Origin of the sequence: Paenibacillus sp. MMS18-CY102 (assembly GCF_009789195.1) — a bacterium.
Lineage (GTDB): Bacteria > Bacillota > Bacilli > Paenibacillales > Paenibacillaceae > Paenibacillus_T.
Genome location: NZ_WSTC01000013.1, coordinates 18,458 through 32,388 on the forward strand (window position 1 = coordinate 18,458; position 13,931 = coordinate 32,388).

General features: G+C 52.8%; 13 protein-coding genes. 7 read left to right on the forward strand and 6 right to left on the reverse strand.

The window, feature by feature from the left end:
• Window positions 1-23 precede the first annotated feature (23 nt).
• Together GON22_RS11260 and GON22_RS11265 are read left to right on the forward strand one after the other, a co-directional pair.
• Window positions 24-980: a sugar kinase gene (locus GON22_RS11260; RefSeq protein WP_160396199.1), complete on the forward strand. Its 957-nt coding sequence runs from the start codon at window positions 24-26 to the stop codon at window positions 978-980.
• Window position 981: 1 nt separating this feature from the next.
• Window positions 982-1,767: a DeoR/GlpR family DNA-binding transcription regulator gene (locus tag GON22_RS11265; protein WP_160396200.1), complete on the forward strand. Its 786-nt coding sequence runs from the start codon at window positions 982-984 to the stop codon at window positions 1,765-1,767.
• A 434-nt stretch (window positions 1,768-2,201) separates the two neighbouring features.
• Here the strand turns inward: GON22_RS11265 and nagA are convergent, their stop codons facing one another.
• On the reverse strand, window positions 2,202-3,395 hold the full coding sequence (gene nagA / locus GON22_RS11270; protein ID WP_160396201.1) for an N-acetylglucosamine-6-phosphate deacetylase: 1,194 nt from the start codon (window positions 3,393-3,395) through the stop codon (window positions 2,202-2,204).
• Window positions 3,395-4,123: a glucosamine-6-phosphate deaminase gene (nagB, locus tag GON22_RS11275; RefSeq protein WP_160396202.1), complete on the reverse strand. Its 729-nt coding sequence runs from the start codon at window positions 4,121-4,123 to the stop codon at window positions 3,395-3,397. The genes nagA and nagB overlap by 1 nt, the downstream gene beginning before the upstream one ends.
• Window positions 4,124-4,333: 210 nt before the next feature.
• Here nagB and fni point away from each other — a divergent pair, with 210 nt between their 5' ends.
• Window positions 4,334-5,416 carry a type 2 isopentenyl-diphosphate Delta-isomerase gene (gene fni, locus GON22_RS11280; RefSeq protein WP_160396203.1) on the forward strand — a complete coding sequence of 361 codons (1,083 nt, stop codon included), beginning with the start codon at window positions 4,334-4,336 and terminating at the stop codon, window positions 5,414-5,416.
• Window positions 5,413-6,363: a ribokinase gene (rbsK, locus tag GON22_RS11285; RefSeq protein WP_160396204.1), complete on the forward strand. Its 951-nt coding sequence runs from the start codon at window positions 5,413-5,415 to the stop codon at window positions 6,361-6,363. Before fni ends, rbsK begins: the two co-directional genes overlap by 4 nt.
• Here rbsK and GON22_RS11290 read toward each other — a convergent pair.
• Window positions 6,360-7,382 (reverse strand): LacI family DNA-binding transcriptional regulator, encoded by a 1,023-nt coding sequence (locus tag GON22_RS11290; protein ID WP_160396307.1) that lies wholly within the window; start codon window positions 7,380-7,382, stop codon window positions 6,360-6,362. The genes rbsK and GON22_RS11290 overlap by 4 nt on opposite strands.
• A gap of 173 nt (window positions 7,383-7,555) precedes the next feature.
• Here GON22_RS11290 and GON22_RS11295 point away from each other — a divergent pair, with 173 nt between their 5' ends.
• Window positions 7,556-8,350, forward strand: coding sequence for an SDR family NAD(P)-dependent oxidoreductase (locus tag GON22_RS11295; RefSeq protein WP_160396205.1), 795 nt, complete (start codon window positions 7,556-7,558; stop codon window positions 8,348-8,350).
• 73 nt (window positions 8,351-8,423) lie between these two features.
• Here GON22_RS11295 and GON22_RS11300 read toward each other — a convergent pair whose 3' ends face one another.
• From GON22_RS11300 to GON22_RS11310, 3 genes are read right to left on the reverse strand one after another with little or no spacing between them, the layout of a single operon-like run.
• Complete coding sequence (locus GON22_RS11300; protein WP_160396206.1) at window positions 8,424-9,524, reverse strand: Ger(x)C family spore germination protein; 1,101 nt, start codon at window positions 9,522-9,524, stop codon at window positions 8,424-8,426.
• The gene (locus GON22_RS11305) at window positions 9,521-10,621 is read right to left on the reverse strand and encodes a GerAB/ArcD/ProY family transporter (protein WP_160396207.1); all 1,101 of its coding nucleotides are present in this window, start codon (window positions 10,619-10,621) and stop codon (window positions 9,521-9,523) included. The genes GON22_RS11300 and GON22_RS11305 overlap by 4 nt, the downstream gene beginning before the upstream one ends.
• The gene (locus GON22_RS11310; protein ID WP_160396208.1) at window positions 10,618-11,949 is read right to left on the reverse strand and encodes a spore germination protein; all 1,332 of its coding nucleotides are present in this window, start codon (window positions 11,947-11,949) and stop codon (window positions 10,618-10,620) included. The genes GON22_RS11305 and GON22_RS11310 overlap by 4 nt, the downstream gene beginning before the upstream one ends.
• Before the next feature lie 185 nt (window positions 11,950-12,134).
• Here GON22_RS11310 and GON22_RS11315 point away from each other — a divergent pair, with 185 nt between their 5' ends.
• Window positions 12,135-12,878: a class I SAM-dependent methyltransferase gene (locus GON22_RS11315; RefSeq protein WP_160396209.1), complete on the forward strand. Its 744-nt coding sequence runs from the start codon at window positions 12,135-12,137 to the stop codon at window positions 12,876-12,878.
• Window positions 12,878-13,912: an MBL fold metallo-hydrolase gene (locus GON22_RS11320; protein ID WP_160396210.1), complete on the forward strand. Its 1,035-nt coding sequence runs from the start codon at window positions 12,878-12,880 to the stop codon at window positions 13,910-13,912. Before GON22_RS11315 ends, GON22_RS11320 begins: the two co-directional genes overlap by 1 nt.
• Window positions 13,913-13,931: the final 19 nt, after the last annotated feature.

Consider the following 13,931-nt stretch of genomic DNA (forward strand, 5'->3'; position numbering starts at 1 on the left):
TGCCAGTTGTGGGGGAGTCCAGCATGAAGTCAGAGGCACCAGATTTGATTACATTCGGCGAATCCATGGCATTGTTCATGCCTCCAGAGCATCGTGCTCTGGAGCGTGCAGTGTCGCTTGAGCAAGGTTTCGGCGGAGCGGAAAGCAATGTCGCCATTGGCGCAGCAAGGCTTGGCGTATCCGTCGGTTGGTTCGGCGCGCTCGGCGACGACCCTTTTGGCCACATGATCGTTAAGGCGCTGCGTGGGGAAGGCGTAGATGTTTCACGGGCGAAACTGAGTTCAGAAGCATCCACAGGCCTGATGTTCCGTGAGTCTGTGGCAGGGCGGCTTGCTGTCCATTACTATCGGAGTAACTCAGCAGCTAGCCAGATGGCGCCAGAAGATCTCAATGAAGATTATATCCGGGGCAGCAAGCTGCTGCATGTGACGGGAATTACGATGGCACTGAGCGAGAGCTGCAGGCGTACCGTTCTGCGCGCTGTTGAAATTGCTAAGGAAGCAGGCGTACCGGTCAGCTTTGATCCGAATTTGCGCCTTAAGCTATGGCCGATTGAGGAAGCACGTGAAACGCTGCTGCCGATGGCGGCACAAGCCGATTATTTCTTGCCAGGCTGGGACGAGCTCCAACTGCTGTATGAGACGAGCGATTGGGAGCATGTGAAAGCACGTTTGTCTGAGCTGAAGGCGATATCGATCGTGAAGTCGAAGGATGATCAGACTGTCGTTCTCAACAAGGGAAAGATGGATACCATTCCGTTTTATCCGGCTGACAACGTTGTCGATACGGTGGGTGCTGGCGATGGATTCTGTTCGGGCTTCTTATCTGGCATCGTCAAGGGGATGTCTCCAGTCGAGGCTGTACGGCTCGCAAGCGTGACAGGTTCCCTCGCGGTGCAGATGCGCGGCGACTGGGAAGCGCTGCCTACTTGGCAGGCGGCAGCCCAGCGGCTGGACGGGAAAGTGTGGGTGGAGCGCTAATATGGCAGATTCGCAACTATCCAAGGGACAACGCCGCCGCGATGGCATATTGAACGAACTGAAGCGGACGGGCCGCATTACGATAGCTGACATTGTCGAGCAATTCGGCTGTTCAGAAGTGACGGCAAGACGGGATTTGGAGCTTCTGGAAAAGTCGGAGCCGATTATTCGGACAATGGGCGGCGCGATGTACGATGGCATGAACGCTGCAAGGGACGTCAGCTTTGCTGAGAAGGAAGGGCTGTCTTACCTGGAGAAGGAGCGAATCGCTGCGAAGGCGGCTGCTTTGATTAATGAAGGTGATGTAATCGGGCTGTCAGGCGGTACGACGAACTATCTCATTGCCCGTTCCATTAAGAGTCGCCGGGGAATTACAGTCGTTACGAATGCTGTTAATATCGCGATGGAACTTGGGGGCAGCGATGTACAAGTCGTTGTAACAGGCGGCATGATGCGCCACAATAGCTTCGAACTGTGTGGCCCGCTAGGCGAAGCGATGGTTGCCCATCTGAATATCGGCAAAATGTTTATTGGCGTAGATGGCGTTAGTGAAACGGGCGGCATCACGACATACTCAGAGCAAGAAGCACAAATTGCGAAGGCGCTTATTGCACGCTCGCAGCTGACGATTGCGGTATTTGACCATACGAAGGTAGGCAAAACTTCGCTATTCTCTATTGCGCCTTTATCCCATATCCATTCGTTTATAACCGATGAGCCGCTAACACAGTCTGTTGCAGCCGAGGCTGCCCGCCTTGGCATTGACGTTCAGCTATGCGACAGATAAACGGCATTTGATGCGATTGACACAGGCTTTTAAACTAGGGAGTGTCCCAACAGCCGCAACGGACGGCTGAGGGATACTCCCTTTTGTAGCGCTGCAACGGTTGGTGAAGCGTTTGTGTACAGACTGTAGAGTGCGGTATACGCACGCCGTAATTATAGTGGCGTTGATGCGTGAAGCGCGAAGCTTCCCATTGCAGTTTGTACAATGGAATCAACGTGAACGCGGAAGTGAGGAGATGTCATTGCATACTGTGCAGTGGGAACCTTGGGGGAGGGTTGTTCGTGCCTTTCTCGTTGTACAAAATGCAATGGCGTGCAAATAAGAGCAGAGTTGCGGTGAGGAAGCCGGTACAGATTTGTTTCAACGGCACACATTTGAACCAAATGAAAAGCTGTCCCAAAAGCCATTGGCAATGGCTTTTGGGACAGCTTTTGTTAAGCGTCCGCCGCCCACACGTTCCGCCCAGCAACCCAAGTTTGCTGGACATCCCATTGGGTGTTTAGCAAGACGAGATCGGCACGCTTGCCGACAGCGATGGAGCCAGTCGCATCGGCTATGCCGAGCAATTGCGCGGGGTTGCCGCTCGCTTGCCGGCTAGCTTCTTGAATCGTTACGCCAACTTGTTCGACCATTAGCTTAATTGCGCCGTTCATCGTCAGCGTACTGCCTGCTAAATTGTTGCCTTTCTGCAAGCGAGCGATGCCGCCGGATACGACAACCGCTAGACCGCCAAGATCGTATAGGCCATCGCCAAGGCCAGCAGCAGACATTGCATCGGTGATGATGACAAGCTTGTCAGCAGGCTTTGCTGCGGCCAGTACGCGTATCGCTGCTGGATGGACGTGAATGCCATCTGGAATGATTTCGGCATAGATGGCATCCTCAGAGAGGACTGCACCGAGCGTGCCTGGCGATCGGTGATGGAGGCCGGTCATCGCGTTATACGTATGCGCAGCTTGGTTCAAGCCTGCTTCGATGGCTTGAAGGACTTGTTCATAGGAAGCATCCGTATGGCCGCAAGCTACGTTAATATTGTTCTTGCGCAGCCATTCGACCAGCGGCAGCGAGCCTTCCTTCTCTGGCGCGAGCGTCATCTGGCGAATTAGCCCTGGCCAGCGCTGCTCCCATGCAGCCAGCCAGTCGGCACGAGGGGGTGCGATGAAAGCTGGATTTTGTGCGCCGATCCATTTTTCGCTCAAGAAAGGCCCTTCCAGATGGACGCCCAACAGCGCAGCATATGGCATTCCGCCCGCCTGGTAGCGGGCTGATGCTTCGAGTACAGCCTCGATCGCCTCAGGCGATGCTGTTACCGTTGTTGCCAGCATGCCTGTGGTGCCGTGGGACGCATGGAATTTTGTAATTGTGTCATAGGATTGTTCAGTGGCATCCATAAAATCAGCGCCGAATCCGCCGTGAACATGGACGTCGATAAACCCGGGGAGCAGCCAGCCGCCCTGCCCGTCAATAACTGTGCCTGCTGGGATAGAGCCTGCTGATGCACTGTCCGCCGCGGCTATAGCCGTAATTATGCCATGCTCGACCACGATGCTTCCCTCGATAATGTGTTCGCCGCTTACGATGCGGACATTGGTAAAGGTGTATGATTCGTGCGTGGCATCTGCTTTCATTAAAGCGCCAACTTCCTTCCCGCCTCGCGGTCCAGCAGCACGATAACGTCGCCATGCGTTTGCAGGAGCGATGCCGGGCAATCTGTAGTAATTGGCCCGAATAACGCTTCGCGCACGATGTCGGCTTTATCTGCGCCGCGTACCGCAAGTATGATTGTTTTGGCTTTCAGTATGGAGCCGACGCCCATCGTAATGGCATGAGTCGGCACGTCATTCTTTGAGTTGAAAAATCGTGCATTCGCTTCCCGTGTGCGCTCTTGCAACACGACAGCATGCGTATCGCCTGATAGCGTATCGCCGGGTTCGTTAAAGCCGATATGCCCGTTATGGCCAAGGCCAAGCAACTGGATGTCGACGGGCTGCTCTGCGAGCAAACGTTCATATTGCTTGCATTCCTCTTCGAGTGAAGGGGCCATGCCGTTCGGAAGATGGGCATGCGCTTCAGGCAGATCGATATATTGGAACAGATGCTTGTGCATATAGGAAGCATAGCTTTGTTCATGATCAGGGTCGAGGCCGACATATTCGTCGAGATTAAACGTCGTCGCTTCACGGAACGAGATGTGGCGGTTGCGATGCTTCTCTACCATTTTTTCATAAATGCCGATCGGTGTCGAGCCTGTTGCTAAACCGAGCACGGCATCTGGACGGCGCTCTACTGCGCCAACCAAATATTCGGCTGCAATGTCATCTAGCTGTTCTTGTGAGTCGAGTACACGTATATTCATGTTGGACACCCTCCATATGATCATTTGATTTTATTGTATTCCATTTGATCGATTATGACAATAAAAATGAACGAAATGATCATTTTCATGATTCTAACACTCAATTCTTAAGGCGGTTAAATGAAGTTCACGCATCTGCCAAATGGGACTTGTTGCCCACTGGCATAGGCTACGTTATGATGAACGCAAGGCTAGATAGAGGGGGAATGAATGGTGACGCATTCATCGGGGAACGTGGGAGAGGAAGCGGCATTAACCGCCAAACGCAAAGGCGAGCATATCCGCATCTGCTTGCAAGAGGAAGTTGGAAGCGTCGGCGTGACGCCTGGCTTCGAGCGATATCGTTTTGTACATAATGCATTGCCGGAGCTCGGCTTCGATTCTATATCGTTGGAAACGGTTTTTGTGGGCAAAAAATTGCGTGCACCGTTGCTCGTCAGCTCGATGACGGGTGGGACGGATGAGGCATCTGCCATAAACATGCGGCTAGCTGAAGCGGCGCAAGCAAGAGGCTGGGCAATCGGCCTTGGTTCGATGCGGGCGGCAATTGAAGAGGAGTCGCTCGCTTCGTCGTTTCGCATTCGCCATGTGGCGAAGGACGTGCCGGTCATTGCAAATTTAGGCGCTGTCCAGCTCGGGCTTGGCTATGGCGTAACACAATGCCGGCGGGCGGTAGAGCTTGCGGAGGCAGATGCGCTCGTTCTCCACCTCAATGGCATGCAGGAGCTGTTCCAGCCAGAAGGCGATATTGGCTTTAGCGATTTGCTTCGGCGGATCGGCGAGGTTTGCGGGCAGTTGGAGGTTCCTGTCGGCGTGAAAGAGGTCGGATGGGGAATCGATGGCAAGACAGCAAGCAGGCTGATCGATGCAGGGGTTGCATTTATCGATGTGGCTGGAGCAGGCGGGACATCGTGGAGCCAGGTTGAGAAGTTTCGTTCAGCCGATCCGATGCGGCGCGCTGCAGCTGAAGCATTCGCAGATTGGGGAATCCCAACGGCGGACTGCATTGTTGATGTAAGGCGCGAGCTGCCGTCGGCGCACATTGTCGCAAGCGGCGGATTGCGCAACGGTGTAGAGGCAGCCAAAGCAATTGCGTTAGGCGCTGATCTCGTTGGCTTCGGCAGAACGTTATTGCCCAATGCTGTAGCGCTTGAAGGCCTTGCTGCAGTTGATCAGCAATTCGAGCAGATTGAATTCGAGCTGCGGGCTGCTATGTTTGGCATCGGGGCAAGCGATTTGCAAGCGCTGCGTAGCACCGATCGGCTTGTACCGATGGGAGGGGGCATTCGATGACGGCACGCACGATTGTCGTTGCTGGCAGCATGAACATGGATATCGTCAGCCGAGTGGCGCAGTTTCCGCGTCCAGGCGAGACGATTCAAGGCGGGGAAGCAAGCTATATTCCAGGAGGAAAAGGTGCGAATCAAGCCGTTGCAGCTGCGTTAGCTGGAGCAGCAACGTCGATGCTTGGGGCTGTTGGGCAAGATGGTTTTGGGCAGGAACTGCTCGCATCGCTTCGGCAGCATGGCGTCAGCGCTGAAGGCGTAGCTGTAATGGAAGGCACTTCGGGGCTTGCTTTAATTACAGTGAATGAGAGCGGAGAAAACCAAATCATTCTTTGTGCAGGAGCGAACGGCCAAGTAGGGGCAAGGACGTTAGCTGTTTTCTCGGGCATAGCGGATGAAGCAGGAGCCGTGCTGCTGCAAAATGAAATCCCATGGGCTGCGAATGAAGCCATCATGCGGCAAGCACATGCGCACGGCGTTGCTGTTGTTTATAATCCAGCTCCTGCCCGGACAATGCCAGAGGAAGCTTACCCGTTAATTCATACGATTGTGTTGAATGAAACGGAAACCTTCGCTATAACAGGCATCGATCCAGCAGCGGAACAAGAGCGAGGTCTTCATGAAGCAGCCATTGCGTTAATCAACCGAGGCGTTCAAGCGGTTATCATTACATTAGGTGCGGAAGGTTCTTATTATGAGGATCGAGATGGCATTGCCTGCCGAATGCCAGCCCGCAAAGTGGTGCCGGTCGATACGACTGCAGCGGGCGATACGTTTATTGGCGCATACGCTGCAATCCGGTTCGGCGGCACGCAAGCCATGGTTGAACCATCGCCAGAGGCTGCGCTGCGATTCGCGACAGCGGCTTCGGCAATAGCGGTAACGAGGCGTGGCGCGCAATCCTCGATTCCTACAGCAGAGGAGATCGCTGCGTTGCTTAAGATGGGCAATTAACGGGAGCCTTCTTGCCGTGGCACGCTGGTCGAGCTGCCAATAACGAGTGAATTGGGCAGCATGCTGGTCTGCGGCAGCGAGCCGTACTTTCCTTCGATGCGGCCTACAAGCATTTGAATGCCGATCATCCCGAACTGATAGGCAGGCTGCACCGCCGTCGTGAATAACGGATCGATGAGGTCCCGATGCCCAAAATCGTCAAAGGTAACGATGGACAGGTGGCCTGGCACGTCGATGCCCCGGCGGCGAAAGGCTTGGAGCAGCCCTAAAGCAAGCATGTTGTTGCCTGCGAGGATAGCCGTTGGCATAGGCGCTGCTAAGAGCAACTGTTCGGCGGCGTCCTCCATGTCTTGCATGCGATAATTCGCTTGCAGGACGAGCCGTTCGTCATAAGGAAGGCCGTTGGCAGCGAGCGCTTCCCGATATCCTTCATGCCGGTCCCGTGCTGTGGATACGTCGAACGAACCGCCTACGAGCGCAATGATGCGATGGCCAAGGCTGGCCAGGTAATCGATCAGCTTGCGTGCCCCGCCAACACTGTCGCCGATGACATGGTCACAAGCGATGCCGGGCACGTCGCGGTCGATCGTAACGAACGGCGTGCCGTGGCGAACGATGGCTTCAAGGCGATCCTTCGAGCTGTCGCCTGCTGGCGTAATTAGAATGCCATCTACACGTGTCGACAGAATCATGTCGATATACTCTTTTTCTTTTTCTCCATCCTCATCACTGTTGCCTAGCAGCAGCTTGTAGCCAAGTGAGCGGGCCGCATCCTCTGCGCCACGCGCCACGGTCGTGTAGAACGGGTTCGTAATATCTGTCACGAGCAGCGATAGAATGCCCGTTTTTTGCAAGACGAGCCCACGCGCCATCGCATTGGGCACATAGTTTAATTCCTCCATTACTTTACGAACTTTTTCCCTCGTTTTTTCGCTTATTCTTCCTGTATTGTTAATAACGCGGGAGACGGTCATTGCTGACACTTCCGCTTGTTTTGCTATGTCATAAATGGTAACCATTCGGATCAGCCTTCCTTGCTGTTCATGTGCTTTCATCGTAATCAATTTCAAGATTGACAGCAACCCTGCCCGTTTGTTACGTTGGAGTTATCGATAACTCTAATCACAGTAATTTAGCTTTAATCGAATAAGGCCGAGCCTCTAACGAGCCGGCAGGGAGGGCAATTAGCCACATGAATCGACTACAGAATAAAGTTGCGCTTGTCACTGGCGGCAGCCGAGGCATCGGGGCAGCAATCGTTCTCCGCCTAGCGGAGGAAGGCGCAGACATCGCGATTAATTATACGTCGGAACGGTCGGAAGCGTTGGCGAATGCGGTGAAAGAGCAGGTTACAGCGCTTGACCGCCGTGCGATTGTAGTTAGGGGTGATGTTGGGGTGAAGGCCGATGTAGAGGCAATCTTCGAGAAGGTGGAGCAGGAGCTGGGAGATGTCGATATTCTCGTCAACAATGCTGGTGTAGCGCCATTCGAGCCGTTCATGAGCGTGACGGAGGAAACATGGGACCGTACGATGAATACGAATCTGAAATCGGTCTTCCTCTGCTCACAGCGTGCTGCCCGTGGGATGATCGAGCGGCGCAGCGGCAAAATCGTCAACGTGCTGTCTACAGCTAGCCTTGTTGTTACAAGCCCGGCCATTCCCCATTATCAATCGTCCAAAGCGGGCGCCCATATGTTAACGAAAGGCATGGCAATTGAGCTCGGCCAATATAACATTAATGTTAATGCCGTTGGGCCGAGCACCGTAGACACTGATATGTGCACCGATTTTCTAGGGGCTCCTGGCATGCGCGAGCGCGAGGAGCAGGCGAATCCGATGAAGCGAATCGGCACGGCTCGCCAGATCGGCGATGCTGTCGTGTTTCTGGCCTCGGAAGAAGCCATGCAGATCAACGGCCATCTGTTGATGGTGGACGGTGGGCTTAGCGTGAAAGCTGCACAACCGGAAGATCATATGGAACGATAACCAAACGGAAACGATCCAGATCCTTTTCTTTCTAAAACAAACAAACGGGGCGATCGAGCAGGAGGTTCACCTTCTACTTGATCAGACCCGTTCCGTCTAAATGGACGTTTGTCGTTACCTCGAATTTAGCTTCAGGATAAAGCTTCATCCAACGGTTCCATGTTGCATCCGAGCCAATATGGGTAGCGCGATAACGTAATCCGAAGCCGTAAGGATCGACTTGGGCATCTCGAATCTTGATGAACAATGCCTCTGCCTTGGCTGAATATTGGTCGCCAAGCGTTTTCTCGATTGGCGACCAGCTGACGTTGTATAGATCACGTGGCGCTTGCTCCAATACGCATTTGATACGCACCTTCATCTTGATCGTCGCTTGCCCATTCCTCTCCACGATCCGATAGTGGCGGTTTATGCTAGATACGACCGCAACGATTTTCTTTCCTTTATAGTCGGCTTGCAGTGAGGATTTAATAAATCGGAAGCTTAGTTGATTAAACTGCTGTGACTCTTCACTTGTTAACGTTAGTTTAACCTGCTTTTTATCAAGAAAAGCAACTTTGCTGATCATGTAGGTCATCTGGGCGCGCTTGATGATTGGCAATATCGGGTCCAAGCCTCTCTCCATGTACCTTCGTTCGAAATCAAAAATAAATTGCTGGACTGTAAAAGGGGAATCTGTTCCCTGCGTGCCAAACGAGAGAAATAATGTATTGCCGGGATATCGTTCTGATGGCGGCTCAGCGTATAGCACATCATGCGCGGACGGGCGGCCAATGGCAACGTCCGCAACGCTTTGAACGTCTCGGCGCCGCATCATCCAGGTGAGCGCTTCCGCATAATCCGAACGCACGAGGGATTCGCCTAGTACGAACACTTTACAATGGCCAAAATCCAGTTCCTTGTCGACATGCGCTTTCAACAGCCGGATCCCTTCAGCAATCGTTTCGGTCTCGATCGTTTCGATTTGCGACTTCGACGCTCCTGGCTCTGTCTTCGGTGAAGGGATGGCAAGCCGCAGCGTAACCCGATAGGGCTTATTCGGATTGTCGGTACGGTCGATTCCGGCAGAAACGACAAAGAATCGTTTATCGATATCCTTAAAGCCGCAACCTGGCAAAACGAGCATGGTCAGCATAAAGCATACGGCTAAAGCAATAATGCGGATTCGGATCATGTTGCCTTCCTCCTCGTGAGGCTTAGCAGAAATATCCATATAACGAGCCCGTACTCCACGAACATGCGCAAGATGAGCCACTTTTCGGTGAGTTTGGAATATTCCTTTTCATTAAACAAATACAACGACAAGATCGTGAGCGCAGCAAATACGGAACAGATCACGTAATTTCGCATCGGGACAGGATGCTCGTCAATGGCCAGCTTGTAGCGGGGAAAGCAGCTTTTGACCAGTTCCATTGCTTGATGCCAACCGGATGCTGTATAGACGAGCGTCAGGTTCAAATACAGAATAAGGAACACGAACAAAACGCGCTCGATAAAACCATACTCCATAACGAGAGAATCGGCAGTAGCGGTCCATACATACAAGTAAGAGCCAACGCCATCTGTGCCATGGAGCCCGATCGGAACGAAATAGGATACGGCGAGCACTGCGATGCCCATCGTAGGGATCAGCCACTTGAGACGGAAGGTAAAGTTCGGCGGAAACGCACGGTTATAGATCGATAGGTTAATATAACCGGTGAAGATAAACGTTGCCGCAGCTAATGGAGCTAATTTGGGCATAATGTGGAAATAATTGCTCGCTGTTCGAATCTCGTCCCAATACAGCTGTTTGCTTCGGCTCGCTTTAATTAACAGCAACAGGATGAGCGGGGTATTCACGAGCAGAATGATCTCCATATTAAACATCATGCTTAGGGTGGATCGCGTTGCGGCGTAGACACAGATAACAGCCATTATTGATAAAATCACAAGCGTATTCGCATCTGGGTTGAAAAACCGGTTAATGAGCAGGGCGTAGCTTGCCAATGCGATGCTTGAAGCGGTGAACCACATGAAGGCGAAGCTGATTAGAACAGGGACGACGATCCAACGTGGATGCCGTTCGAATAAAATCTCGGGAACGCCTTTGCTCGGAAACTTTGATATCGCATGGATATACAAGAGAGCGGCGGTTGTTCCAATGATCGCAGCAGCAATTAAGGAAGCGACAGCCCCCTTGTACCGGTATTGAAACAGTATGTTGGGAACGAACAGCATCAGATTCAACAGGCTAATTAGCACAAAGTTGTAAATGACATACCGGTTCATTTTGCATTCACCTGCCCAATATCTCCCTTGGCGTGCTTGATGCCTCCGATAAAACGGAAGTACGGCTTGCCGAAGCTGCGAAGCTGCGACAGATAGACGATATAGGCGAATAAGCCTAGCGCGACGCCTGTCACACCGAAGAAAATCGATATGATGATCAACGGATATTTCAAAAATCGGATCGCATACGACATCGAGGAAACCGGCACAACAAAGTTTGAGATCGCAACGACAGACGTCACGATAATCATGATGCTGCTGACTAGGCCAGCCTGCTGGGCAGCTTGCCCGAGGATGAGGCCGCCGACAGTCGTTGCGGTAGAACCGATATACCGAGGGAGCCTCGCACTCGCTTCGATCAGGGCCTCAATAAGGAAGAGCATGAGAAACACCTCGATAAACGACGGATAGGGCACCGCAGAGCGGCTCCCTGCTATCGAGAAGGCGAGCTGGACGCGAAATAGCTCCGGGTTATAGGAAATGACCGAAATATAGAGCGCAGGCAGTGTGATCGTCAAAATTATGGCTAAGTATCGCAGCAAAATCAACGTGCGTGTCATCCAGAAGGACTCGTAGCGATCATCCATCGCATGCATGAAATCAAAAAACGTAGCCGGCAGCACGAGCGCAAACATGTTGCCGTGCATGAGCAGCACCATTTTGCCTTGCCCGAGCGCGCGGGATACGCGATCCGGGCGTTCTGTAATGAGCATAGTCGGGAATAAAGTGCGCCTTGGCAATCCAAGCAGCTTCTCTAGCTCGCCGACCGCGTTAACGATTTCCGTAGATACGCCCATGAGTTTTTTTCGCACATTCGCTAATACTGTCGGGTCTACCCGTTGTTGGTCATAGAGCAGCAGCAGCCGCGTCTGCGAAAGCGAGCCAACGGTGCCCTCTTCGATTTTGAGCTCTGGCGAAGGGTAACGGGTGCGGATCAAGTTGATTGAATCGATCAAATCTTCACTTAGCGCCATTTGCGGGCCTTGCACCGTGCTCTCTACCTCAGAGATAGGAGATTGGTTGCGAATGACGCGCGCAGCATCGAGGGCATAGACGATGGAATCGATTTGGAGCAAAACGAACCCTCGGAGCAAGGTATCAGCCCATCGCGCAGGATCTTCTACGATTTTGAACGAGGGATTAGTTGCAAGAATATCTTTGAACGACTGATGCTCCTCCGTGAATGGAACGAGAATGAAGTCGCTCACCTTACTTTCATCCACCAGGGAGCCGATGTAGGCCACTTCCAGAACGAACTTTGTATTTTGAATCCGATGCGTATTTAAGTCTTTAGCCTCGGCAAAAATTGCAGTGATACGCTGAAGCATGCCCGTTCCTCCCCTTGCCAATTTCAAGTAATTATCCCATAGTGTGCACCTTCTTCCGGAAAATATGTCCTCCTTAAGCGATTAACGGAAAAAGCGGATTCGGTTTTGCCGCAGCAGCTATTGTTGCAGTACAATAAAACGTAGAAAAGGATCGGCATACAGCCGGCATAATAGGAGCTGTGAACATGGGAGAATGGTTTGAACGGAGTTTTGGAACCGACTATATGGTTGTTTATAAGCATCGGAATTGGGAGCAGGCGAATCGGGAAATTCGGCAGTTATGCCACTGGATGGGGCTTCCGGCTGGCACGGAGCTGCTGGATGTTGGCTGTGGAATGGGAAGGCATGCGTTAGCGCTGGAGGAGCTTGGCTATAAAGTAAGCGGGATGGACTTGTCAGAGCCGCTACTGGCGGAAGCAAGAAGGCATGACGAAGAGCAACGCGTACGCTGGTTCCAAGGGGATATGCGCAAGCTGCCATTCGCGGACGGATCTTTTGATGCGACGGTCAATCTGTTTACGTCCTTCGGCTATTTCGAGGAAGAAGACGAGAATATGCAAGTGTTGCGCGAGCTGCGGAGGGTGATACGCCCAGGCGGCCGTTTCGTCATTGATTTTTTGAACGCGACGCATGTTGCCCGAACGCTTGTCCCTTTGTCTGAGCGGATGGATGAGGAGACGGGATGGACGATTCGTGAGGAGCGGCGGATCGAGGCTGGCGCTGTGTGCAAGACGATTACGATTCAAGCAGGCACGCCAGAGGAGCGCCATTACGAGGAACGTGTAATGTTATTTGGCCGCGAATGGTTCGAGCAAGCGCTGGCCCAGGCTGGCCTGCGGCTCGAGCGGGTAGCTGGACAATACGATGGCAGCCCGTACGATGCCGAGCAGTCGATGCGCCTCATCATGTGCGGGACGGTGGCACAATAATGGCTAATGATAAGCCTGTACAAGTAAAGGCTTGGAACGAAGGATGGCTGCAGGTGAAAGTGCCGCTTCCATTCTCTCTTCGTTATGTGAATAGCTACGTGCTGCCGGAGCCGGCGGGCGGCTATACTGTCGTTGATCCAGGATTGCATACGCCGGAAGCTGTAGCTGCTTGGGAGTCAGCTTTCGAGCAAGAGGGCATTGCATTTACTGACATTAAGCGGATTGTTGTAACGCATCAGCATCCCGACCATTACGGGCTTGCAGGGCTGTTTCAAGAGCGGTCTGGCGCACCGGTCTGGATGACGGAAGCTTCCCATAGCTATGCGGTACGCATGTGGGGAGAGCATAGGGAGCTTGGGGACAAGCTGGTTGCTTTGTTCGATATTCACGGGATGCCGGATGAGTTAGTGGAAGGCGTCGCGGACAATTTGGAAAGCTTCCTGCCCTGCGTATCGCCTCAGCCATCCGTTACTTATATGAAGGCAGGGGATCCATTCACCTTCGGCGGCATTGAATGGGCGACGATTGATGCGCCGGGCCATGCTCTAGGCCAGATTCTTTTCTATGACCCCGTTAGCCGTACCCTTCTATGTGGAGATCAAGTGATGCCAGACATTACGCCCAACGTTAGCCTTGTGCCTGATGAGCTTGACGATCCGCTGGATGCATTTATGCAAAGCCTGGAGTTGCTCAGCATGCTGGACGTATCGATGGCGTTCCCTGGGCACCGCAATCCGTTTCCCAAATTTACAGAGCGTTGTATCGAGCTAAAGGAGCATCATGAACGGCGATTGGATTCGATTGTTGATTTGCTCAATGAGCAAGATCGGCAACCTGCAACCGGATTTGAGCTCTGCGAGCTGTTATTTGGGACACGCCATCGTGAGAACAAGCATAATCTCCGCTTTGCGATGGCAGAAACGTTAGCGCATTTGGCCTATCTGGTGAAACGCGGGCGGATTGCACAAGTGGAGCGGGATGGGAAGCTGTTTTATTCCCGAGCGGATAGGCAGGATGGCAACGTTGCATATTAAAGCCATTAGATAAGGAGCT

Excerpts from the sequence above, each read along its gene's own strand:
- GON22_RS11260 (WP_160396199.1), top strand. The coding sequence starts at position 24 with ATGAAGTCAGAGGCACCAGATTTGATTACATTCGGCGAATCCATGGCA.
- GON22_RS11265 (WP_160396200.1), top strand. The coding sequence starts at position 982 with ATGGCAGATTCGCAACTATCCAAGGGACAACGCCGCCGCGATGGCATA.
- nagA (WP_160396201.1), bottom strand. The coding sequence starts at position 3,395 with ATGAAAGCAGATGCCACGCACGAATCATACACCTTTACCAATGTCCGC.
- nagB (WP_160396202.1), bottom strand. The coding sequence starts at position 4,123 with ATGAATATACGTGTACTCGACTCACAAGAACAGCTAGATGACATTGCA.
- fni (WP_160396203.1), top strand. The coding sequence starts at position 4,334 with ATGGTGACGCATTCATCGGGGAACGTGGGAGAGGAAGCGGCATTAACC.
- rbsK (WP_160396204.1), top strand. The coding sequence starts at position 5,413 with ATGACGGCACGCACGATTGTCGTTGCTGGCAGCATGAACATGGATATC.
- GON22_RS11290 (WP_160396307.1), bottom strand. The coding sequence starts at position 7,382 with ATGGTTACCATTTATGACATAGCAAAACAAGCGGAAGTGTCAGCAATG.
- GON22_RS11295 (WP_160396205.1), top strand. The coding sequence starts at position 7,556 with ATGAATCGACTACAGAATAAAGTTGCGCTTGTCACTGGCGGCAGCCGA.
- GON22_RS11300 (WP_160396206.1), bottom strand. The coding sequence starts at position 9,524 with ATGATCCGAATCCGCATTATTGCTTTAGCCGTATGCTTTATGCTGACC.
- GON22_RS11305 (WP_160396207.1), bottom strand. The coding sequence starts at position 10,621 with ATGAACCGGTATGTCATTTACAACTTTGTGCTAATTAGCCTGTTGAAT.
- GON22_RS11310 (WP_160396208.1), bottom strand. The coding sequence starts at position 11,949 with ATGCTTCAGCGTATCACTGCAATTTTTGCCGAGGCTAAAGACTTAAAT.
- GON22_RS11315 (WP_160396209.1), top strand. The coding sequence starts at position 12,135 with ATGGGAGAATGGTTTGAACGGAGTTTTGGAACCGACTATATGGTTGTT.
- GON22_RS11320 (WP_160396210.1), top strand. The coding sequence starts at position 12,878 with ATGGCTAATGATAAGCCTGTACAAGTAAAGGCTTGGAACGAAGGATGG.